Below are 20711 nucleotides of genomic sequence, written 5' to 3'. Positions count from 1 at the left end.
TTGAATGACTCATTCAGGACCTCCGAAGACCTGAATGAGTCATTCAGGACGTCCGGTTGCGCGGCCCTCGCCCCAAGCGCCGCTGCGACCCGACGTCCGGCAGGGAGCACCTGCACGGCGTGCCGGGCTCCGGGGCTCAGTCCCGGGCCGCAGCCAGCACGTGGTCGCGGAAGCCGGTCACCGCCGGGGTCATCGGCTCCTCCGCGCGCCACGCCAGGCCGATCGTCCGGTACGGCCGCGGTGACAGCGGCACCTCCGCGACCCCCGCCGGGCTGCCCGGGCCGAACCGCGGCAGCAGCGCCACCCCCAGGCCCGCCGCCACCAGGCCGCGCACCGTGTCCGACTCCTGGCCCTCGAACGCGATCCGCGGCGTGAACCCCGCCGCCGCGCAGAGCTCGTCCGTCAGCGTCCGCACGCCGTAACCCTGCTCCAGCAGCACGAACTCCTCGTCCGCCAGCTCCGAAACCCGCACCGAGCGCCGCCCGGCGAGCGGGTGGCCCGCCGGGACGGACAGCAGGATCTCCTCGTCGACCAGGCCCGCCGAAGCCAACGCCGGCACGGACGGCAGCGGCGCCAGCAACGCCAGGTCCAGCTCGCCGGCGACCAGGCGGTCGACCATCTCCTGCCGCGAGCCCTGCACCAGCGTGAACCGCACCCCCGGGTACCGCGCCCGGTGGCCGCGCAGCAGCGACGGCACCAGTGACCGGCCGAGCAGGTGCAGGAACCCGAGCACCACGTGCCCCGACTCCGGCGACACCTCCTCCCGCGCCAGCCGGACGCCGGTGTCGAGCGCCGCCAGACCGCGCTCCGCCGCCTCCGCCAGCAGGTCCGCCGCGCGCGTGAGGCGGATGCCGCGGCCGTCCGGCACCGTCAGGGGCGCGCCCAGCGCGTCCGCCAGCGCCGCGAGCCGGCGGCTGACAGTCGGTTGCGGGACGCCGAGCAGCTCGGCCGCGCGTGTGACGTTCCCCGTCTTCCGCAAGGCGGCCAGCAGCAGCAGGTGCGGCGCGACCTGCGCCGACAGCGAGTCATACGTCATCGCATGAATCATGCCAGTCGAACGCATTGGACGTATTGGTTAGCTCTGCTTACTTTCGGGTCGTGACCTCCACGCGCCGAGTCAAGACCGCCGTCGCCGCGGCCGGGATCTCCTCCTTCGCCCTGCTCTACGCGCCGCAGCCGGTGCTGCCGCAGCTCGCCGCGCAGTACCACCTCGACCCCGGCGGCGCGGCGCTCGCGGTGAGCGTCGCGACCGGCGCGCTCGCCATCGCCGTCCTGCCGATCGCGGCGCTGTCCGAAGTGGTCGGACGCCGGCGGGTGATCCTGACGTCGGTCATCGCGTCGGTGGTGTTCGGGCTGCTGCTGCCGCTGATGCCGACGTACCCGGCGCTGCTCGTCCTGCGGGCGCTGCAGGGCATCGCGATCGCCGGCTTCCCCGGCGTCGCGGCCGCCTACCTGGCCGAACGCCTGGGCCGCGCGGGCGTCGCGGCCGCGGTCGGCGCGATGATCGCCGGCAACACGATCGGCGGCATGCTCGGCCGCCTGGCCAGTGGGTTCACCGCGGGCCCTCTCGGCTGGCGCGGCGCGCTGTACGTCGTCGCGGGGGTGGGCGCGGTGTGCTCGGCGATCACCGTCGTGACGCTGCCGCCGGGCCCGCGCCCACGCGGGAACGCCCAGCTCCGCGCGGTCGCACAGGGGCTGGTCACGGCGGTGCGCAAGCCGGTGCTGCTCGCGCAGTACGCGGTCGCGCTGCTCGCGATGGGCTCGTTCGTCGCGCTGTACAACGCCGCCGGCTTCCGCCTGACCGGCGAACCGCTCGGCCTGTCCCCGGCGATCGCGTCACTGGTGTTCCTCGCCTACGCGACCGGCTCGGTGTCCTCGGCCGCGGCCGGCCGCCTGGTCGCGCGGGTCGGCCGCCGCCGCGCGCTGGTCGGGGCCCTGCTGCTGACGGCGTTCGGCGCGGCGCTCACGCTGCCCGACTCCCTGCCGCTGGTCATCGCCGGGTTCCTGGTGCTGACCTGCGCGTTCTTCGCCGCGCACGCGGTCGCGAACGGCTGGGCGGCCGCCGACGCGCCGGAGAACGCGCGCGGCCAGGTCGGCGGCATGTACACGGCGACGTATTACCTGGGCAGCAGCGTCGGCGGCGCGGCCGGCGCGTGGGTCTACGGCCACGAGGGCTGGCCGTGGCTGATCGCGGTCGTCGTGGCCTGGCTGCTGCTCGCGGTGGCGGCGGTCGGCGCGGGCACCCGGGTGCGCGCGGTGCGGCGGGAGCTCGTGGCGAGCTGAGTCGGACGGGTCGGCACGTCGTGAACGACTCATCCGCGACGCCCGATCCGCCCCCTCCGCGATGTCATGAAAGGGTCGTTCACCTCGTCAGACGACATGAACGACCCGTTCATGACATCTCCGCGACGCCGGGCAGGCCACGCGGCCGGGCGGCTGAGTCAGATCGCCGCCGCGACCAGCAGGCCGCCGCCCACCGGCAGCAGCGCCGGGACCAGCCGGTCGTCCTCGCGGAACGCCCGCGCCACCTCGCGCAGCGCCAGCGTCTCCGGGTCGCGGTGGGACGGGTCGATCACCCGGCCGCCCGCCAGCACGTTGTGGAACGCGATGATCCCGCCCCGCCGCAGCAGCGAGACGCCCAGTTCGTAGCAGCCGGGGTACTCGATGTACGCGGAATCGACGAAGACCAGGTCGTAGCCGCCCGGCGTGAGCCGCTGGAGCACGTCCAGGGCGCGGCCGATGATCAGCCGCGTCCGGCCCGGCGCGTAGCCGGCCTCGCGGAACGTCGCGCGCGCGGCCCGCTGGTACTCCGGCTCGACGTCGATCGAGGTCAGGATGCCGTCGGGGGCCATGCCGCGGAGCAGGCTCAGCCCGCTGACCCCGGCGCCCGTGCCGACCTCGACGACCGCCTTCGCCCGCAGCGTCGCGGCCAGGAAGCGCAGCGTCGCGCCCGCGCCCGCGCTGAGCGGGACGCAGCCCAGGTCCTCGGCCCGTGCCCGCGCCGAAGACAGCACCTCGTCGTCGGGCAGGTACCCGTCGACGAACCCGGAATCGGCCGGTGCGGCCGCAGGGGTGGGCGTGTTCACGCACGGAGGTTAGCGTTGGTTGTCGATAAATCCTCGCAGGCTCCCTGGTAAGCACCCGGGAAGAACTTCTCAGCCTGCTCTCAGTCCAGTCTCACTAGAACCATAAGGAACCCCGACAGACTGAAATCCAGACGCACGGGAACACCGTGGCCACAGCCCGCGTTGGGTGGAGCAGACAGGAGAGACGCAGATGGAGGTGCCTGCTCCCGCTATGCAGAACGCCGTTGCCGACGCCGGGGCTCAGCCGGTGACCCTGGACGAGGCGGCGTGGACGCCACCGTCCTGGGACGAGGTCGTGCGCGAACACGGTGACCGGGTCTACCGGCTCGCCTACCGCCTGACCGGCAACACCCACGACGCCGAGGACCTGACGCAGGAGACCTTCATCCGGGTCTTCCGCTCGCTGGCGTCGTACAAGCCGGGCACGTTCGAAGGCTGGCTGCACCGGATCACCACCAACCTCTTCCTGGACATGGCCCGCCGCCGCTCGCGCGTGCGGATGGAAGGCCTGCCCGAGGACACCGACCGCATCGTGGGCGACGACCCGAGCCCCGAGCAGGTCTACTCGGACACCCACCTGGACCCTGACCTGCAGGCGGCGCTCGACGAGCTGCCCCCGGAGTTCCGCGCCGCCGTGGTGCTGTGCGACGTCGAAGGCCTGTCGTACGAGGAGATCGGCGCGACGCTGGGTGTCAAGCTGGGCACCGTCCGCAGCCGGATCCACCGCGGTCGCCAGGCGCTGCGCGCGTCGCTCGAGCGACGGCGCGCTTACGCACCGCAGTCTGCGAAGGTGTCGGTATGACCGCACCGCGAGGCTGGGGACTCCCCGAGTCGCACCTGCTGCCGGACGTCGTCGTGGCGTTCGTCGACGGCGAGCTTTCGCACGGCGCCCGCGACCGCGCGGCGTCGCACATCACGCGCTGCCAGGCGTGCGCGGCCGAGGTCCGCGCCCAGCGGCAGACAGTCGACACGATCCGGCACGCCGGTGCCCCCTCGATGTCGGCGGGGTTCCTGGCGAGCCTGCAGTCGATCCCGCAGCACACGGAGCTGCCGGGCACCCCGGACAACCTGGCGATCACGGCCGACGGCCAGCTCGTCGCGGTCCAGCGCCCCGACCGGGTAGCCGGCCTGCGCGACACCGGCGTCTTGGGCGGCGTGGCCCCGCTGGGCTCGTCGGCCCCGCTGGGCCAGTCCCCGAACGTCCTCGGCGGCGGCCGGTTCAAGCGCCGCGCCGCACAGGGTGCGGGGGTCGTCGTGTCCGGGCTGGTGCTGAGCGCGCTGGCCCTGGTCGGCACGTCGGCGGACGGCGACGGCGGTCCCGAGCAGGGCGGCAGCGTGCCCCAGCCGGCGAACCTGCTCCCGGCCCAGCTGGCGGTGCCCCCGCAGCAGGCGCCGACGTCGGTCCCGCCGACCACCACGGCCGCTGTGGTGCCCGCGGGGATTCGCTGACCTGATTGACCGAGGCCGCCGTGAGGAAATCCTCCTGGCGGCCTTTGTCGTGTCCGGGGGCGGTCCGGCGGCACGCAGGCCTGCCCGGCCGGTCTGGCGGCTTCGCCGGGACCCCGGCCCACGGTCCAAGAAACAGCCACTTCACCGGCGGACCGGCAGACTCGGAGCACTGGGCTTGGGTATCGTCACGCCCAGCCACCTGATCTTCTGCACCGGGGAATGATGACCGAGCCGAACGTGAATCCCGAGCAGCCCGGCGCGCGCGATGCCGATCGGCTGGGTCCGCGGCCGCTCGCGCGGCCCGCCGTCGATCCGGCGCAGGCCGCCGTGTTCGGGCGGCCGCAGGGGGTCGACGGGGCGTTCGACAAGCTCTACACCCCGCAGCAGGCCAACGGCGTCAACCTCGCGCCGCCCGCGCCCGAGTCGCTCGCCGAAGCCTTCCGGCGGCCGCCCGGCGCCGAAGGGGTGCTGCTCGAACGCCCGCGTGAGGCCACCGGCGAGCCGAAGCAGGCCGACCCGCCGCTGTGGAACAGCACCAGCGACCCGTGGCGTGATCCGGGGGCCGGTGCCGTGCTGGCCGGGCCCGCGATGCCCGCCGAGGACGAGGAAAAGCCCACCAAGCGGCCGCCGGGGGCGTTGCTCAGCCTGCCCGAGGTGCTCTTCGGGCGCCGGGTGCAGCCGAAGGCGCTCGCGCTGCTCGGGGTCGTCGCGCTGCTCATCGGCGCCGCCGGCGGGTTCGTCGGCTGGTGGGTCGGCGACACCGGCACCGAGCTGACCGGGTCCGCCACGATCGCCGAAGCCGAGGCCGCCAAGGAACGCCCGGCCGGATCGGTCGCCGAGATCGCCAAGCGCGTCGCGCCCGCCGTCGTTTCGCTCGAGGTCTTCAAGCCCGGCGCCGAATCCGGCGAGCAGGGCTCCGGCGTGATGATCGACCCGCAGGGCTACATCCTCACCAACGAGCACGTCATCGCCTCCGCCGCCGCGGACCCGGGCGTCAAGGTCACCGCGATCTTCGTCGACGGCACCCGCACCGAGGCCAAGCTCGTCGGCGCCGACCAGAAGACCGACCTCGCCGTCGTGAAGGTGAACGTCACCAACCCGACCGTGCTGCAGATCGGCAAGTCCGCGGACCTGCAGGTCGGCGACACCGTGATGGCGATCGGCTCGCCGCTGGCACTGCAGAACTCGGTCACCGCGGGCATCGTCAGCGCGCTGAACCGGCCGATCACCGCGGGCGGCGACAGCGGCGCACCGCCGGTCACCTACGAGGCCATCCAGACCGACGCCGCGATCAACCACGGCAACTCGGGCGGCGCGCTCGTCGACTCCACCGGCGCGCTGGTCGGCATCAACTCGTCGATCCGCTCGTCCAGCGCGGACGGCGGCAGCATCGGCATCGGCTTCGCCATCCCGAGCGACTACGCGATCAAGATCGCGAAGTCGCTGATCAAGGACGGCAAGGTCCGGCACGCGGACATCGGCATCAACGCGTCGTCGACGGTCGCCGGCTCGTCCACGATGGGCGCGCAGGTGAAGAACGTCGCCCCCGGCGGCCCGGCCGCGAACGCGGGCATCAAGGAGGGCGACGTGATCACGAAGATCGGCAGCCGGCTGGTCCGCGACTCCGCGGAGCTGACGGTCGCGGTCCGCGCGCACGACGTCGGCGAAGTGGTCCCGGTGTCACTGGCCCGCGACGGCGCGAGCTTCGTCGTGGACGTAACCCTGGCTTCCGACTGAGTTCCCGCGTTCGGCCTGCCGGAGCACGGCGGGCTGCGGGTACCCTGGCCGGGTAGGTTCAGCTGCGGAGGTTGACTGGTGTTCGACAGCGTCGGGTGGGGCGAAATCCTCGTCCTCATCATCGCCGGTCTCTTCATCCTCGGCCCGGAACGCCTCCCCGAGGCGGCTTCCTGGCTGGCGAAGAGCGTGAAGAAGGTCCGGGACTTCGCGACCGGCGCCCGTGAACAGCTGCGCGAGGAGATGGGCCCGGAGTTCGACCAGCTCCGCAAGCCCCTCGAGGACCTGCGCGGCCTGCGCAACTTCGACCCCAAACGCGTGGTGACGCAGCACCTCTTCGACGGTGACGCGGACCCACTGGGCCTCAAGGGCATCACGAACGGCAGCAACGGGACGAACGGGACCAACGGCACGACGGTCGGTCAGCCCAAGGCAGCGCCGGAACCGCTGAAGCCGGGGGAGCGCCCGCCGATCGACCCGGACGCCACCTGACGCGCACTTCTCAAGCGCCCCAATGTGGCCTTCGGTGCGTCAGACGCACCCAAGGCGGCCTTCGGTGCGTCTGACGCAACCAAGGCCACCTTGGGGCGCTTGGGGTCAGCGGCCGGCCGGGGTCACGTTCAGCATCATCCCGGCCAGGCCGCGAGCCCGGACCGAGAGCTTCTTCGCCACGTCGCCGAGCACCACCGACGCCGGGGCCTCCGGCTCGGACAGCACGATCGGCGTGCCCGCGTCGCCCTGGGCGACCACACGCGGGTCCATCGGGACCTGGCCGAGCAGCGGCACCTCGGAGCCGATCGACTTGGTCAGCGAGTCGGCCACCGTCTGGCCGCCGCCGGCGCCGAAGATCTCCAGCCGGGAGCCGTCAGGCTGCTCCAGCCACGACATGTTCTCGATGACGCCCGCCACGCGCTGGCGGGTCTGCAGCGCGATCGCGCCCGCGCGCTCGGCCACCTCGGCCGCCGCCTGCTGCGGGGTCGTGACCACCAGGATCTCCGCGTTCGGGATCAGCTGGGCCACCGAGATCGCGATGTCGCCGGTGCCCGGCGGCAGGTCCAGCAGCAGGATGTCCAGGTCGCCCCAGAAGACGTCGGCCAGGAACTGCTGCAGCGCGCGGTGCAGCATCGGGCCGCGCCACACCACCGGCGTGTTGCCCGGGGTGAACATGCCGATGGAGATCACCTTCACGCCGTGGGACTGCGGCGGCATGATCATCGTGTCGACCTTGGTCGGCTTCTCGCGCGCGCCCAGCATGCGGGGGATCGAGTGGCCGTAGATGTCCGCGTCCACGACGCCGACCGACAGCCCGCGCGCGGCCATCGCCGCGGCCAGGTTCACCGTGACCGACGACTTGCCGACGCCGCCCTTGCCCGAGGCCACGCAGTACACGCGGGTCATCGAGCCCGGCTGCGCGAACGGGATCACCGGCTCCGCCGCGTCGCCGCGGAGGGACTTCCGCAGCTCGGAGCGCTGCTCGTCGCTCATGACGTCCAGCTCGACGCGCACGTCGACGACGCCGGGGAGCTTCGCGACGGCTTCCTTCGTGTCGTTGGTCAGCGTCGCCTTCAGCGGGCAGCCCGCGACCGTCAGGTAGATCCCGACCGTCACGACGCCGTCGTCGCCGACGACCACGTCCTTGACCATCCCCAGGTCCGTGATGGGTTTCCGGATCTCCGGGTCTTGCACGCTCTTCAGCGCGCTGCGGACGTCGTCGACGCTGGGGAGCTGCTGCGTACTGGTCACGCCACCCATGTTACGTACCGGTAGGCGTCCGGGACTTCTTGGGCTTTACGTCCAGGTCTTCCCGCAGCCGGTCCAGCTCGCTGCGGAGGTAGTCGCGCGTCGCGACTTCGCCGATCGCCAGCCGCAGCGCCGCCAGCTCGCGGGCCAGGTACTCCGTGTCGGCTTTCGTCTGGGTCGCCCGGTTCCGGTCCTCCTCGAGGGAGACGCGGTCGCGGTCGTCCTGGCGGTTCTGCGCGAGCAGGATCAGCGGCGCCGCGTACGCCGCCTGGGTCGAAAACGCCAGGTTGAGCAGGATGAACGGGTACGGGTCCCACTGCAGCGACACCGCGGCCAGGTTCAGCACGATCCAGACGATCACGATGAGCGTCTGCCAGAACAGGTACTTCCCGGTGCCGAGGAACCGCGCGACCCGCTCGGTGAACCGGCCGAACGAATCGGGGTCGATGTTCAGCCTGAACCGGTTCTGGCCGCGGGGCTGGTCGAGCCGCCGTCCCGGAGTCAGCTCAGGCACGGTGTTCCTCCAAGGTGTCGTGCAGCCCGGTCTCGCGCCAGTCCTCGGGCAGCAGGTGGTCGAGGACGTCGTCGACGGTCACCGCGCCGATCAGGTGGTCGTCGGTGTCGACGACCGGCCCGCAGGTCAGGTTGTACGCCGCGAAGTACCGCGTGACCTCGGCCAGCGACGCGCCCGGTTTCAGCGGCGGCAGCCCGGTGTCGACGGCGCTGGCCACCAGTTCCGCCGGCGGCTCGCGCAGCAGGCGCTGGAAGTGGACGACGCCGACGTAGCGCCCGGTCGGCGTCGCGGTCGGCGGCCGGCAGACGAACACCATGCTGGCCAGCGCCGGGGGCAGCTCGGGGTTGCGGATGTGGGCCAGCGCCTCCGCGATCGTCGTGTCCGGCGTGAGCACCACCGGCTCCGGCGTCATCAGGCCGCCCGCGGTGTCCGACGAGTACTTCAGCAGCCGCTTGACCGGCGCGGACTCCTCCGGCTCCATCAGCTCCAGCAGCCGGCTCTGGTCGGCCGGGGCCAGCTCGGCCAGCAGGTCGGCCGCGTCGTCCGGGTTCATCGCCTCCAGGACGTCGGCGGCGCGCTCCTCGGCCAGGTAGGCCAGCAGCTCCTTCTGGTCGTCGTCCGGCAGCTCTTCGATGACGTCGGCGAGGCGCTCGTCGTCCATCGCGTCGGCGACCTCGTGGCGCCGCTTGAGCGGCAGGTCGCGCACGGTCGCGGCAATGTCGGCCGGTCGCATGGTGTCGAACAGCATGAGCAGCTGGCCGGCGCCCTGGGGCTGCGCGCCGAGGTCGGCCAGTCCCAGCCCGGAGACCTCCGGCCACGGCAGCACCTGCATCGTCGAGCGGCGGCGGCCCAGCCCGCCCCGCCGTTCCCGGATGGCCAGCTTGGCCAGCACCCAGTCGCGGGTGCGGGTCGGCTCCATCCCGGCGTCGACGACGGTGATCCGGGTGCCGGACGCGGTCAGCGTGGCGTGCGCGTCGAGCAGCTGGCCGAGCACCAGCACCTCGTTGGGCCGCTGGACGAACTGGCGCATGTTGACCGAGCCGGTGGCGAGCGTCACGGCGGTCGGCTCGATCCCGGTGACCCGCAGCATCGGCACGAAGACGCGCCGCCGCGTGCTCAGCTCGACGACCAGGCCGAGGATCCGCGGCGGCTGCGCGTCCAGCCGCAGCCCGGCCACCAGGTCGCGGACCCGCCCGATCGACTCGCCATCCGGGCCGAACACCGGCAAGCCGGACAGCTGAGCTGCGAAAACCCTGTTGACCGAGGCCATGGCGCTGACACTATCGGCTGGCTGCCCAGGGAGCGATTTCCGCCACTGTGACGAAGGCCGGGTCGTCGCTGTCCTCGCCGGTCCCGGCGAGCTCCTCGATCATCCAGATCCAGTTCTGCACCGCGCGCACGAGCGTCCACGCCCGCGCCTTCGAGGCGTCCAGCTCGTGCGAGGCGACGATCAGCGCGAACCGTTCGTCCAGTGTGGACTCGGTGAAGCGGTTCCAGAACAACGGGATGACACCCCACTCGAGGTCGCCCGCCAGCGGCTTGGGGTCGATCACCAGCCACGGCTCGCGCGTGCCCGCGAGGACGTTCTCGAAGTGCAGGTCCTCGTTCACCAGCAGCTCACCCGCGTCCGGGCCCAGCTCGCGGCAGATCGCGACGGCGTCGTCGACCAGCCGCTTCTCGAACGGCTCGCCCAGCTCGGCCCACCGGCGGGGGAGTTCCTCGGCGAGGCGCTCGGCTTCGGCGCGCAGCCGCCGCCGCATCGACGACGGCGCGGGCACGGCGAGCCGGCGCGCGAGGCCGCCGATGAGCGGGATCGCTTCGCGCAGCGGGAGGTCGTCGAGGGTCCGGTCCGGGTCGAGCCGTTCGAGCAGCAGGACGCCGTCCTCGGGCGCGGACTCCAGCAGCAGCACCGCACCCCGACCGGCCCATGTGGACAGTGCGAGCGGCTCGTCGGCCGACTCTTCGTCGCGCCAGCCGAGCTTCAGCACCACCGGCGTCCCGTCGGGCAGGCGCGCGGGCTGCGCCACGCCGACGTAGCCGTGCATCGCCTCGCCCTCGAACGTCAGCCCCCACTTCCGCGCGTACCCGGCGGCGAGGCCGGGCAAGGCCGCCAGCCACGGGACGGCCTCGGGGCCGAGCACCCGGGGCGCGCGAGCGGCGAACAGCGGCGGGACGCGGAGATCGTTCACCACCCCAGTCTGGCGGTCCCGTCCACCGCGTTTCGTCGTCGGCGCGGCGGGCGTACGCTGGGTTTTCAGGGGAAAACGCAACCCCGGGGAGCAGCCATGGTGGTGGAGGTCCTCAGCGCGGTCGTCGTCGCGGGCGGAGCCTGGCTCGCGGCCAGCGTGCGCGTCGTGAAGCAGTACGAACGCGGGCTCGTCTTCCGGTTCGGCCGGGTGCGGGCGAAGGTGCGGGAACCGGGGCTGGCGGTGCTGGTGCCGTTCGCGGACCGCATCCAGAAGGTCAACATGCAGATCGTCACCATGCCGATCCCGGCCCAGGACGGCATCACCCGCGACAACGTCACCGTCCGGGTCGACGCCGTCGTCTACTTCAAGGTCATCGACCCGATCGTCGCGGCGGTCAACGTCCAGGACTACCGGTCGGCGGTCGGCCAGGTCGCGCAGACGTCGCTGCGCTCGATCATCGGCAAGAGCGACCTCGACGACCTGCTCTCCAACCGCGAGCGGCTCAACGAGGGCCTGGAGCTGATGATCGACAGCCCCGCGCTGGACTGGGGCATCCACATCGACCGCGTCGAGATCAAGGACGTCGCGCTGCCGGAGGCGATGAAGCGGTCGATGTCGCGCCAGGCCGAGGCGGAGCGGGAACGACGCGCGCGCGTCATCTCCGCCGACGGCGAGCTGCAGGCGTCGCACAAGCTCGCGCAGGCCGCGGCGACGATGGCCGACACCCCTTCGGCGCTGCAGCTGCGGCTGCTGGAGACCGTCGTGCAGGTGTCGTCGGAGAAGAACTCGACGCTGGTGCTGCCGTTCCCGGTGGAGCTGCTGCGGTTCCTGGACGCCCAGACCCCGAAGCCCGCGCCGCCGGAACCGCCGGCCGAGGCCAAGCCGGAGGTCAACGGCCACGCGACCCCGGCACCGCGCAGCCCGGGCGACGCGGTCCTGCCGGACTAGGTGAGCTGCCCGTTCGCGCTCAGCACGATCAACGTGGTGAAGAACCCGACCCACAGCGCGACGACGACGTAGCCGACGATCACGGCGGCCGTGGCCAGGCCGCGGCCGCCCGCTTCGCCGCGGTTCGACTTGCTCAGCGCGATGTGGCCCATGACCAGCCCGGCGATCGCCGTGACGCCGGAGCAGAAGCCGAGGATCGAGCAGACCAGCGCGCCGATCGCCAGCGCGTTGTCCTGCCCGCGGGCGACGTTCCCGTACGGCGCGTACTGCGGCGGCGTCACGTACGACGGGTACTGCGCGTACGGCTGCTGCGGGTAGGCGGGCGGCGTGTACACCGGCTGGCCGGGGGCGGCGTAGGGCGTGCCGGGGATGTGCGCGGCCGGCGTTTCGAACGAGCCGGGCGGCAGCGGCTCGGGCGGCTCGGGAGCCACCGGCGTGTCCGCGACCGTGGTGTCGGCGAGCGTGGCGTCGCCCCCGGGCGGGTCGTACGTCGCCGGCTCGTAGGACGGCGGGTCCGCGGGCGGTGGCGGGTCGTAGGCCGCGGTCGGGTCGGTGGCCGGACGGTCCTTGTCCCCGGACGGGTCGGTCATGACGGGTCCCCTCGGTGCGTGCGGGAAGCCAAGGCTAGCTCCAGGCGCCGATCGCGCCGATGCCGAGGAAGAGGGCGAGCAGCCCGATGTTCAGCGCGACCGCGCAGTAGCCGATGATGATCCCCGCCAGCGCGAGGCCCTGGCCGTCGGCGACGCCGCGCTTGGCCTTGCCGTAGGCGATGTGCCCCATGATGATGCCGGCGATGCCGACGGCGAAGCACAGCACGAGCCCGAGGACCGAGCAGACCAGCGACCCGACCGCGAGGCCGGAGCCTTCCTGGGGCTGCCGCGGCCCGCCGGCGTAGCCCGGGTAGCCGGGGTACTGCGGGTAGCCGGGCTGCTGGTAGCCGTACTGCTGCTGGCCGTACGGGTTGTTCGGGTCCTGCGGATACGTCATGGTGCTCCCCTCCGCGCCGCACTCTACGGCGGGAATCGTGAGCGCCCTCATAGCAGGGTCCGGGTTTTCGGGTCATACTCACCGGTAACCCAGCGCCGGGAGCGGCGTCGTATTCCGGAAAGGGAGCCGTGATGGCCCGTCTCGCCCAGACCGCCGGCCTCACCGACGTGCAGTCGGAGATCCTCGCCACCGTCCGCCAGTTCGTGGACAAGGAGGTCATCCCGCACGCGCAGGAGCTCGAGCACTCCGACACCTACCCGGCGGACATCGTCGAGGGCATGAAGGAGATGGGCCTGTTCGGGATCACCATCCCGGAGGAGTACGGCGGGCTCGGCGAGTCGCTGCTGACGTACGCGCTGGTCGTCGAGGAGATCGCGCGGGGCTGGATGAGCGTGTCCGGCGTGATCAACACCCACTTCATCGTGGCGCACATGATCTCCCGCCACGGCACGGAGGCGCAGAAGCAGCACTTCCTGCCGCGCATGGCCACCGGCGAAGTCCGCGGCTCGTTCTCGATGTCGGAGCCCGACCTCGGCTCGGACGTCGCCGCGATCAAGACCCGCGCGCGCAGGGACGGCGACGGCTACGTCATCGACGGCTCGAAGATGTGGCTGACGAACGGCGGCTCGTCCAACCTGATCGCGCTGCTCGTCAAGACGGACGAAGGCGCCGAGAAGGCCCACCAGAACCTCACGACGTTCCTCGTGGAGAAGCCGGAGGGCTTCGGCGAGGTGGCACCGGGCCTGACCATCCCCGGCAAGATCGACAAGATGGGCTACAAGGGCGTCGACACGACCGAAGCGGTCTTCGACGGCTACAAGATCGGCGCGGACATGGTCCTCGGTGAGGCCCCGGGCAAGGGCTTCGCGTACATGATGGACGGTGTCGAGGTCGGCCGCGTGAACGTCGCGGCCCGGGCGTGCGGCATCGCGATCCGCGCGTTCGAGCTGGCGGTGGAGTACGCCCAGCAGCGCAAGACGTTCGGCAAGGCGATCGCCGAGCACCAGGCGGTGGCGTTCAAGCTGGCCGAGATGGCGACGAAGGTCGAAGCGGCCCACCTGATGATGGTGAACGCGGCCCGGTTGAAGGATTCGGGCGAGCGCAACGACGTCGAAGCCGGCATGGCCAAGCTGATCGCTTCGGAGTACTGCGCGGAGGTCACGCAGGACGCGTTCCGCATCCACGGCGGCTACGGGTACTCGAAGGAGTACGAGATCGAGCGCCTGATGCGCGAAGCGCCGTTCCTGCTGATCGGCGAGGGCACGAGCGAGATCCAGAAGACGATCATCAGCCGCGGCCTCCTGCGGGAGTACAAGTCCCGGAGCTGACCGTAGCTTTCACGTGAAAGCTACGGGGCACGATTGTCGCCGTGTCGACAAATGGACCACGGGCATGAAAAGGGCTGGGTGGTCATCCCGTCGCCTGAGGCCGTCAAATCACTTTGAGCCGGGCCCGCAACACACAGACCAACGCGAGAGAACTACGCAAGCTTGCGGGCCCGGCTCAAAGTGATAGGCCTCGATCAGGCGACGGGATGACCACCCAGCGACCACGTCCACAAGGTGACGGAACAGCGAAAGCCAAGGTCATCCCAGAGCCTGCCCGTCCGGCGAGGACATCTTTTCCGCCCGAAGAGGGCCCGACATCCCCCGCCCCTCCTCGCGGAGTGTTCAGCCGCCGGCTGAAGAGCGGCGAGGACGAGGGGCGGGGGAGGTCTGGTGATCTCCTGCTCGGTCAGCGTCGCCGGCCGCCGCTTCACGAGGTGAAGCCCCGCGCCCGGCCTTTCGGGGTAAGCGGCTCGCACCGTCCGGGTGTTCTTGACAAGATGGACGCCCGAGACCCACGAGTGCGCAGGTGATGATGGTGAGTAGTCCCTTCGGCGGGAACCGGGCGCCCGGCAACCTGCCACGGCTGCCGACCCCGCCGACCGGCTGGCCGATCGGGTCGTACGCGACCTACGGCGAGGCGCAGCAGGCCGTCGACTTCCTCGCCGACAGCGAGTTCTCCGTCTCCGACGTCACCATCGTCGGCGTCGACCTGATGCTCGTCGAACGCGTCATCGGGAAGCTGTCGTGGGGGCGCGTGCTCGGGACCGGCGCCGTGTCCGGTGCGTGGTTCGGGCTGTTCGCGGGGCTGCTGCTCGGGCTGTTCGTCAACCAGGGCTTCGCGCTGCAGCTGCTCACCGGGCTGGTGCTCGGCGTGCTGTCCGGGCTGATGTTCGCGGCCATCGGGTACAGCATGTCGCGGGGGCGGCGGGACTTCTCGTCGGCGAGCCAGCTCGTCGCCGGCCGGTACGACGTCCTGTGCCAGCCGCGTTCCGCCGAACAGGGGCGCGAATTGCTCGCCAAGCTCGCGCTCAAGCCGAACCCCTGAACCGGAACCCCTAAAACCGCGCTCTTACCAGCGAAAAATCACGATTCGGCGCGCGGTGGGCTGAATCGTTACCGATACTGCTTGCGGGGTGTGATCGCCCGGCATAAGTTGTCCGACACCAGTCGGGCGGCCTCGCCCAATCAGCGCGGCGGCCCGAGCACTAGCACGTCGGGGTGCTGGCGCGGTTCGCCTCATCGCGTCGCGGTGCCCACCGGGTACCGCGGTAACCGGCGTGCACGCGGGTGAGGAGGCCTTATGGGGAAGAGGATCGGCGCGGGCGAACGGGGGCGCTCGCCCGGCCGTGCCGCGGTCCTGCTGGGGGCAGGGGCACTGGTGACCGGTCTGCTGGCCGGTTGCGGATCGGGCGGTGGGCTGAAGATCAACGTCTACTACGCGCCCGAAGACAGCTTCCAGAAAGTCGTCGACAACTGCAACCAGGCGGCGGGCGGGCGCTACGAGATCGTTTACAACAAGCTGCAGCGCGGTGCGGACGACCAGCGCCTGCAGATGGCGCGGCGGCTCGCCGCGGGTGACGACGCGATGGACGTCCTCGGCCTCGACGTGACCTGGGTTTCGGAGTTCGCCGAAGCCGGGTGGATCGAGGAGTGGAAGGACCAGAACAAGGCCGAAGCGACGCAGGGCGTCCTGGAGGGGCCGCTGGAAACGGCGACCTACGACGGGAAGCTCTACGCGGCCACGAAGAACACCAACGTCCAGCTGCTCTGGTACGACGACCGGATCACGCCGGCGCCGCCGAAGACGTGGCAGGAGATGATCGCGAAGTCGAAGGAGCTGAAGGCGCAGGGCAAGCCGTACAGCATCGTCTTCACCGGCGCGCAGTACGAAGGCCTCGTCGTCTTCTACAACACGCTGGTCAACTCGATGGGCGGGCACATCGTCTCCGACGACGGCAAGTCGGTCGTCATGGACGACGGCGCCGTGCAGGCGCTGGCCCTGCTCAAGGAGGTCGCGTCGTCGGGGATCACCGACCCGTCGCTGACCAACTCGAAGGAGGATGACGTCCGGCAGGCGTTCCAGCGCGGTGACGCCGCGTTCGAGCTCAACTGGCCGTTCGTCTACGCCTCCTACGCCAAGGACAAGCCGCAGGACGTCTCGCACATGAAGTGGGCCGTCTACCCCGAGGCGAAGGCCGGCACGCCGGCCAAGACCACGATCGGTGGCTACGACCTGGCCGTCAGCTCGCTGTCGGCGCACAAACCCGAGGCGTTCGAGGCGGCGCTGTGCCTGCGCAACGCGGAGAACCAGAAGTTCTCGGCGATCAACGACGGCGTCCCGCCGACCATCGAATCGGTGTACCACAACGACACGCCGCTCGACCCGTCGAAGCCGGCGAGCGCCGACAACCCGAACATGGCGCTGAAGTACCCGATGCGCGACTCGATCATCGACGCCATCAAGGACTCGGCGGTGCGGCCGCTGACCCCGGCGTACCAGAACATGTCGACCGTGATGTCGAAAGTCCTTTCGCCGCCCGGGGAAATCGACCCGAAGGCCACCGCGGACAAGCTTCGCGAGCAGCTCAACGACGCGCTCCAGTCGAAGGGAGTGATCCCGTGACCGTCCAGGACCCGACCGCGGCGGGGGCCACCGCCGCCCCGGAACCCGTGTCCCACAAGAAGGGCAAACCCGCGCTCTCCGAAGGGAAGAAGGCCGAACGGCGGCTCGGGCTCTGGCTGTGCGCGCCCGCGTTCATCGTGATGATCGCGGTCACCGGCTACCCGATCCTCTACTCGATCTGGCTTTCGCTGCAGCGCTACGACCTCCGGTTCCCGGCGCAGCAGGAGTTCGTCGGCTTCGACAACTACGGGGCCGTGCTGTCCAATTCGTACTGGTGGACCGCGTTCGGCACCACGATGTTCCTCACCGTGGTGTCGGTGGCGATCGAGTTCGTCCTCGGCATGGCGCTGGCGCTGGTGATGCACCGGACGCTCGTCGGGCGCGGGCTGGTGCGCACGGTCGCGCTGATCCCGTACGGCATCGTCACGGTCGTCGCGGCGTTCTCGTGGTACTACGCGTGGACGCCGAAGACCGGCTACCTGGCGAACTGGCTGGCCGCCGACGCGGCACCGCTCACCCAGCAGTGGCCGTCGCTGTTCATCATCATCGGCGCCGAGGTGTGGAAGACCACGCCGTTCATGGCGCTGCTGCTGATGGCGGGCCTGGCGCTGGTGCCGGACGACCTGCTCAAGGCCGCGGCGATGGACGGCGCGAGCGCGTGGCAGCGGTTCACCAAGGTGATGCTGCCGGTGATGAAGCCGGCGATCCTGGTGGCGCTGCTGTTCCGCACGCTGGACGCGTTCCGCATCTTCGACAACATCTACGTGCTCACCTCGGGCGCGCAGGACACCGGATCGGTCTCCATGCAGACCTACAACAACCTGGTCAAGGGGCTCAACCTCGGGATCGGGTCGACGATGGCGGTGCTGATCTTCCTCACCGTGGCGATCATCGCCTTCATCTTCATCAAGGTGTTCGGCACGGCCGCACCGGGTTCGGACGACGGGGGTAAGCGCTGATGGTGATGGGAACCGTCACGACGGGCCGCAAAGTCAGGTGGGGCCTGGTCGACATCCTCGTGCTGGTGTTCGCGCTGGTGCCGGTGCTCTGGGTGGTTTCGCTGTCGTTCAAGACCAAGGACACGCTGACCGACGGGAACTTCATCCCGCGGTCGTGGACCTGGCAGAACTACGCGGACATCTTCCAGACCTCGGAGTTCCTGCTGGCGCTGGTCAACTCCATCGGCATCGCGATCATCTCGACGGTGATCGCGGTGGTGCTGGGCACGATGGCCGCGTACGCGATCGCGCGGCTGGAGTTCCCCGGCAAGCAGCTGCTGGTCGGGCTTTCGCTGCTGATCGCGATGTTCCCGCAGGTGTCGCTGGTGACGCCGCTGTTCAACATCGAGCGGAACCTGGCGCTGTTCGACACGTGGCCGGGGCTGATCCTGCCCTACATCACGTTCGCGCTGCCGCTGTCGATCTACACGCTGTCGGCGTTCTTCCGGGAAATCCCGTGGGAGCTGGAAAAAGCGGCCAAGATGGACGGCGCGACGCCGGCACAGGCCTTCCGGAAGGTGATCGCGCCGCTGGCCGCGCCGGGCGTGTTCACCACCGCGATCCTGGTGTTCATCTTCTGCTGGAACGATTTCCTGTTCGCCATCTCGCTGACGTCGACCACGGCGTCGCGCACGGTGCCGGCCGCGCTGTCGTTCTTCACCGGGTCCTCGCAGTTCGAGGACCCGACCGGGCAGGTGAGCGCGGCCGCGGTCGTGATCACCATCCCGATCATTGTGTTCGTGTTGTTCTTCCAGCGTCGCATCGTGGCGGGGCTGACGTCCGGTGCGGTGAAGGGGTAGCGCTATGGCAGAGATCGTGCTCGACAAGGTGTCGAAGAAGTACCCCGACGGCGCCCTCGCCGTGTCCGAAGTGGACATCACCATCGCCGACGGCGAGTTCATCATCCTGGTCGGCCCGTCCGGCTGCGGGAAGTCGACGACGCTGAACATGGTGGCGGGCCTGGAGGACATCTCCTCCGGCGAGCTGCGCATCGACGGCAAGCGCGTCAACGAGAAGGCCCCGAAGGACCGGGACATCGCGATGGTGTTCCAGTCCTACGCGCTCTACCCGCACATGAGCGTCCGGGAGAACATGGCCTTCCCGCTGCGGCTGGCCAAAGTGGACGACAAGACGGTGCGGGCGAAGGTCGAAGAGGCGGCGACGATCCTCGACCTGACCGCGCACCTGGACCGCAAGCCGGCCAACCTCTCCGGTGGCCAGCGCCAGCGCGTCGCGATGGGCCGGGCGATCGTCCGCAGCCCCAAGGCGTTCCTGATGGACGAGCCGCTGTCCAACCTGGACGCCAAGCTGCGCGGCCAGATGCGGACGTCGGTGTCGAAGATCCAGAAGCAGCTCGGCACCACGACGCTGTACGTGACGCACGACCAGACCGAGGCCATGACCCTGGGCGACCGGGTCGTGGTGCTGCGGGCCGGGTACGTGCAGCAGATCGGCTCGCCGCAGTTCCTCTACGACAACCCGGCGAACCTGTTCGTGGCCGGGTTCATCGGCTCGCCGTCGATGAACTTCGTCCCGGCGACGCTGGAGAACAACGAGCTGCGCAGCGCGCTGGGCACGACGTCGTTGACCGACCGCGTCCGCCGGCTGGTGGAGCGGGCCGACGCCCCGCGCGAGCTGATCGTCGGTATCAGGCCGGAGCACTTCGAGGACGCCGCCCTGGTCGCCGACAAGAGCGGCGGGGGGACGTTCACCGCGCACATCGACGTGCTCGAGTCGATGGGTTCGGAGAAGTTCGCCCACTTCACGGTGGAGGGCGAAACGGCGACGTCCGAGGAACTGGCGGAACTGGCCGCGGACAGCGGCTCGTCCGACGTCCCGGGCGCGGAGTCCCAGATCGTGGCCCGCCTGTCGGCCGAGTCGGCGGCGACGGAGAACGCGGACCTCGAGGTCTGGTACGACGCGGACAAGATCAAGCTGTTCGACCCCTCGAACGGCAAGAACCTCACCTACGAGGACTGAGCCGCAAGTCCGTGAAGGCCTCCTTACCGGGCATAAAAGCCGGTAAGGAGGCCTTCACGGCTTTCCGGGCGTGGGGAGGCGGGGGAAGATCGACGTCGCCGCGGTGCGGGCCAGGGCGCAGGTGGCGTCGTTGGCCGTGCCCGCCGTTTCCACCACGCTGATCTCCGCCAGCTCGCGGCGGCCCGGCAGGCCGGGGGCCGGCTGGGTGGTGTCGACCAGGCAGAACGCGCCGGCCGGCCGGACGTGGGCGTCGCGGCCGCCGAGTTTCTCGGGCGGGGCGGACGGCGGCGTCGTCTCCACCGTCAGCGCGAGGCTGACCTTGCCGCGGATGCAGGTGTGCCCGGACAGGCCGGTCGTCGGCCGGCTGCCCGGGCCGGCGGCGGCGTCGAGGTCGTGGCTGTCGAGCAGCACGCACGGCGCGACCCGGCCCCACGAGCGGTCCGGGAACGTCAGCCTGCCGACCTTGCCCGCGGTGATGGCGGTCAGCGCCGAGCCGACGGTGGCGTCCGCGACGCCGCAGCGCGCGGCCTGGTCGGTGCCGGTGTCGGTGACCGTCAGGTCGATCCGGTTGCCGTCGGCGAAGGTGATCGCGCGGGTGCACGCGCTGCGGTCGTTGAACATCGACTGCTGGACCGCCACGCCGTCGGGCACCGGGCCGGGGTAGTCGTAGGGCTTGATGTTCGGGTCGGAGTCGAACGCCAGCGGCCCGAGCCGGATCGTCTGCGCGCCGCGCGCGGCCTGGCAGGACTCGAACGTCGGCACGGCGACCGCGCCGGGCGCGACCGCGGCGACGTTGAGGAGGCTGCAGTAGTCGACCGTGCCGAAGTCCCCGAGCGCGGCGGACGCCGTCAGCGGCGTCGGGCCGGACTGGTCGGGCGCCGCCGCCCGCGTCGTCGAGCACGCCGCGGTGAGCAGGGCGCAGAACATCGCGACGGCCAAGCTTTTCGAACGCGGGTACACGGGGTGCAAGTATCACCACATCGGCCGGAAAAACCAGCCCTGACGGGGACATCTCTCAGTATTTTCGGCACCACCGGCGGCAAACCCGCAGTTCAGGCGGATTCGCCGGCGGGCGACCGGGTTTTCCCGGGCTTACGAATGTTTTTCGGCTTTACCGTCCCCTAAGGGAGCTGTC

21 protein-coding genes are annotated in these 20711 nt (G+C 70.8%); 12 read left to right on the top strand and 9 right to left on the bottom strand.

The features are described from left to right. Nucleotides 1-136: 136 nt before the first annotated feature. Nucleotides 137-1036, bottom strand: coding sequence for a LysR family transcriptional regulator (locus EIY87_RS08475; RefSeq protein ID WP_125307108.1), 900 nt, complete (start codon nucleotides 1034-1036; stop codon nucleotides 137-139). Nucleotides 1037-1098: 62 nt separating this feature from the next. On the opposite strand from EIY87_RS08475, the gene EIY87_RS08470 reads away from it, so the two are divergent. Beyond that, a complete protein-coding gene (locus EIY87_RS08470) occupies nucleotides 1099-2283 on the top strand; it encodes an MFS transporter (protein ID WP_125307107.1) in 1185 nt (394 codons plus the stop codon). Nucleotides 2284-2441: 158 nt separating this feature from the next. On the opposite strand, the gene EIY87_RS08465 is transcribed toward EIY87_RS08470, so the two are convergent. Further along, complete coding sequence (locus EIY87_RS08465; RefSeq protein WP_125307106.1) at nucleotides 2442-3086, bottom strand: O-methyltransferase; 645 nt, start codon at nucleotides 3084-3086, stop codon at nucleotides 2442-2444. A 190-nt stretch (nucleotides 3087-3276) separates the two neighbouring features. Here EIY87_RS08465 and sigE point away from each other — a divergent pair, with 190 nt between their 5' ends. The 4 genes from sigE (at nucleotide 3277) to tatB (ending at nucleotide 6761) form a co-directional block, all read left to right on the top strand. Further along, on the top strand, nucleotides 3277-3888 hold the full coding sequence (gene sigE, locus EIY87_RS08460) for an RNA polymerase sigma factor SigE (RefSeq protein ID WP_125307105.1): 612 nt from the start codon (nucleotides 3277-3279) through the stop codon (nucleotides 3886-3888). Then, a complete protein-coding gene (locus EIY87_RS08455; RefSeq protein ID WP_125307104.1) occupies nucleotides 3885-4535 on the top strand; it encodes an anti-sigma factor family protein in 651 nt (216 codons plus the stop codon). Before sigE ends, EIY87_RS08455 begins: the two co-directional genes overlap by 4 nt. Nucleotides 4536-4754: 219 nt before the next feature. Continuing rightward, nucleotides 4755-6272 (top strand): trypsin-like peptidase domain-containing protein, encoded by a 1518-nt coding sequence (locus tag EIY87_RS08450; RefSeq protein WP_191984012.1) that lies wholly within the window; start codon nucleotides 4755-4757, stop codon nucleotides 6270-6272. Nucleotides 6273-6350: 78 nt separating this feature from the next. Next, nucleotides 6351-6761 (top strand): Sec-independent protein translocase protein TatB, encoded by a 411-nt coding sequence (tatB, locus tag EIY87_RS08445; RefSeq protein WP_125307102.1) that lies wholly within the window; start codon nucleotides 6351-6353, stop codon nucleotides 6759-6761. A gap of 105 nt (nucleotides 6762-6866) precedes the next feature. On the opposite strand, the gene EIY87_RS08440 is transcribed toward tatB, so the two are convergent. From EIY87_RS08440 to EIY87_RS08425, 4 genes are read right to left on the bottom strand one after another with little or no spacing between them, the layout of a single operon-like run. Continuing rightward, entirely contained in the window at nucleotides 6867-8012 is a 1146-nt protein-coding gene (locus EIY87_RS08440; RefSeq protein ID WP_163046824.1) for an Mrp/NBP35 family ATP-binding protein, read from the bottom strand. 10 nt (nucleotides 8013-8022) lie between these two features. Further along, entirely contained in the window at nucleotides 8023-8523 is a 501-nt protein-coding gene (locus tag EIY87_RS08435; protein WP_125307100.1) for a DUF1003 domain-containing protein, read from the bottom strand. After that, nucleotides 8516-9793 carry a magnesium transporter MgtE N-terminal domain-containing protein gene (locus EIY87_RS08430; protein ID WP_125307099.1) on the bottom strand — a complete coding sequence of 426 codons (1278 nt, stop codon included), beginning with the start codon at nucleotides 9791-9793 and terminating at the stop codon, nucleotides 8516-8518. Before EIY87_RS08430 ends, EIY87_RS08435 begins: the two co-directional genes overlap by 8 nt. 10 nt (nucleotides 9794-9803) lie before the next feature. Further along, a complete protein-coding gene (locus EIY87_RS08425; protein ID WP_125307098.1) occupies nucleotides 9804-10715 on the bottom strand; it encodes an aminoglycoside phosphotransferase family protein in 912 nt (303 codons plus the stop codon). Nucleotides 10716-10808: 93 nt separating this feature from the next. On the opposite strand from EIY87_RS08425, the gene EIY87_RS08420 reads away from it, so the two are divergent. Continuing rightward, nucleotides 10809-11660 (top strand): slipin family protein, encoded by an 852-nt coding sequence (locus EIY87_RS08420; protein ID WP_125307097.1) that lies wholly within the window; start codon nucleotides 10809-10811, stop codon nucleotides 11658-11660. Here the strand turns inward: EIY87_RS08420 and EIY87_RS08415 are convergent. Together EIY87_RS08415 and EIY87_RS08410 are read right to left on the bottom strand one after the other, a co-directional pair. Then, nucleotides 11657-12250, bottom strand: coding sequence for a DUF4190 domain-containing protein (locus EIY87_RS08415; protein WP_125307096.1), 594 nt, complete (start codon nucleotides 12248-12250; stop codon nucleotides 11657-11659). The genes EIY87_RS08420 and EIY87_RS08415 overlap by 4 nt on opposite strands. 34 nt (nucleotides 12251-12284) lie before the next feature. After that, nucleotides 12285-12647, bottom strand: coding sequence for a DUF4190 domain-containing protein (locus tag EIY87_RS08410; protein ID WP_125307095.1), 363 nt, complete (start codon nucleotides 12645-12647; stop codon nucleotides 12285-12287). Between the two features lie 131 nt (nucleotides 12648-12778). Between EIY87_RS08410 and EIY87_RS08405 the strand changes: the two genes are divergently transcribed. From EIY87_RS08405 to EIY87_RS08380, 6 genes are all read left to right on the top strand, one after another. Continuing rightward, entirely contained in the window at nucleotides 12779-13975 is a 1197-nt protein-coding gene (locus EIY87_RS08405) for an acyl-CoA dehydrogenase family protein (protein WP_125307094.1), read from the top strand. Nucleotides 13976-14504: 529 nt separating this feature from the next. Then, nucleotides 14505-15020, top strand: coding sequence for a general stress protein (locus tag EIY87_RS08400; protein WP_163046823.1), 516 nt, complete (start codon nucleotides 14505-14507; stop codon nucleotides 15018-15020). Between the two features lie 255 nt (nucleotides 15021-15275). Beyond that, entirely contained in the window at nucleotides 15276-16598 is a 1323-nt protein-coding gene (locus tag EIY87_RS08395) for an ABC transporter substrate-binding protein (protein ID WP_125307093.1), read from the top strand. Then, nucleotides 16595-17557, top strand: a complete 963-nt coding sequence (locus EIY87_RS08390) for a carbohydrate ABC transporter permease (RefSeq protein WP_125307092.1) — start codon at nucleotides 16595-16597, stop codon at nucleotides 17555-17557. The genes EIY87_RS08395 and EIY87_RS08390 overlap by 4 nt, the downstream gene beginning before the upstream one ends. Next, nucleotides 17557-18396, top strand: coding sequence for a carbohydrate ABC transporter permease (locus tag EIY87_RS08385; RefSeq protein ID WP_086858878.1), 840 nt, complete (start codon nucleotides 17557-17559; stop codon nucleotides 18394-18396). Before EIY87_RS08390 ends, EIY87_RS08385 begins: the two co-directional genes overlap by 1 nt. Before the next feature lie 4 nt (nucleotides 18397-18400). Beyond that, nucleotides 18401-19576 carry an ABC transporter ATP-binding protein gene (locus EIY87_RS08380; protein WP_125307091.1) on the top strand — a complete coding sequence of 392 codons (1176 nt, stop codon included), beginning with the start codon at nucleotides 18401-18403 and terminating at the stop codon, nucleotides 19574-19576. Nucleotides 19577-19630: 54 nt separating this feature from the next. On the opposite strand, the gene EIY87_RS08375 is transcribed toward EIY87_RS08380, so the two are convergent. Next, on the bottom strand, nucleotides 19631-20536 hold the full coding sequence (locus tag EIY87_RS08375) for a hypothetical protein (protein ID WP_225439779.1): 906 nt from the start codon (nucleotides 20534-20536) through the stop codon (nucleotides 19631-19633). Nucleotides 20537-20711: the final 175 nt, after the last annotated feature.

The organism is Amycolatopsis eburnea (genome assembly GCF_003937945.1).
GTDB lineage: Bacteria > Actinomycetota > Actinomycetes > Mycobacteriales > Pseudonocardiaceae > Amycolatopsis > Amycolatopsis eburnea.
This window is presented reverse-complemented; position numbering and strand designations above follow the sequence as displayed.

Coding starts and splice junctions, on each gene's coding strand:
- EIY87_RS08475 (WP_125307108.1), bottom strand. CDS start 1,036: ATGACGTATGACTCGCTGTCGGCGCAGGTCGCGCCGCACCTGCTGCTG.
- sigE (WP_125307105.1), top strand. CDS start 3,277: ATGGAGGTGCCTGCTCCCGCTATGCAGAACGCCGTTGCCGACGCCGGG.
- EIY87_RS08455 (WP_125307104.1), top strand. CDS start 3,885: ATGACCGCACCGCGAGGCTGGGGACTCCCCGAGTCGCACCTGCTGCCG.
- EIY87_RS08450 (WP_191984012.1), top strand. CDS start 4,755: ATGATGACCGAGCCGAACGTGAATCCCGAGCAGCCCGGCGCGCGCGAT.
- EIY87_RS08430 (WP_125307099.1), bottom strand. CDS start 9,793: ATGGCCTCGGTCAACAGGGTTTTCGCAGCTCAGCTGTCCGGCTTGCCG.
- EIY87_RS08420 (WP_125307097.1), top strand. CDS start 10,809: ATGGTGGTGGAGGTCCTCAGCGCGGTCGTCGTCGCGGGCGGAGCCTGG.
- EIY87_RS08415 (WP_125307096.1), bottom strand. CDS start 12,250: ATGACCGACCCGTCCGGGGACAAGGACCGTCCGGCCACCGACCCGACC.
- EIY87_RS08410 (WP_125307095.1), bottom strand. CDS start 12,647: ATGACGTATCCGCAGGACCCGAACAACCCGTACGGCCAGCAGCAGTAC.
- EIY87_RS08405 (WP_125307094.1), top strand. CDS start 12,779: ATGGCCCGTCTCGCCCAGACCGCCGGCCTCACCGACGTGCAGTCGGAG.
- EIY87_RS08400 (WP_163046823.1), top strand. CDS start 14,505: ATGATGGTGAGTAGTCCCTTCGGCGGGAACCGGGCGCCCGGCAACCTG.
- EIY87_RS08395 (WP_125307093.1), top strand. CDS start 15,276: ATGGGGAAGAGGATCGGCGCGGGCGAACGGGGGCGCTCGCCCGGCCGT.
- EIY87_RS08385 (WP_086858878.1), top strand. CDS start 17,557: ATGGTGATGGGAACCGTCACGACGGGCCGCAAAGTCAGGTGGGGCCTG.
- EIY87_RS08380 (WP_125307091.1), top strand. CDS start 18,401: ATGGCAGAGATCGTGCTCGACAAGGTGTCGAAGAAGTACCCCGACGGC.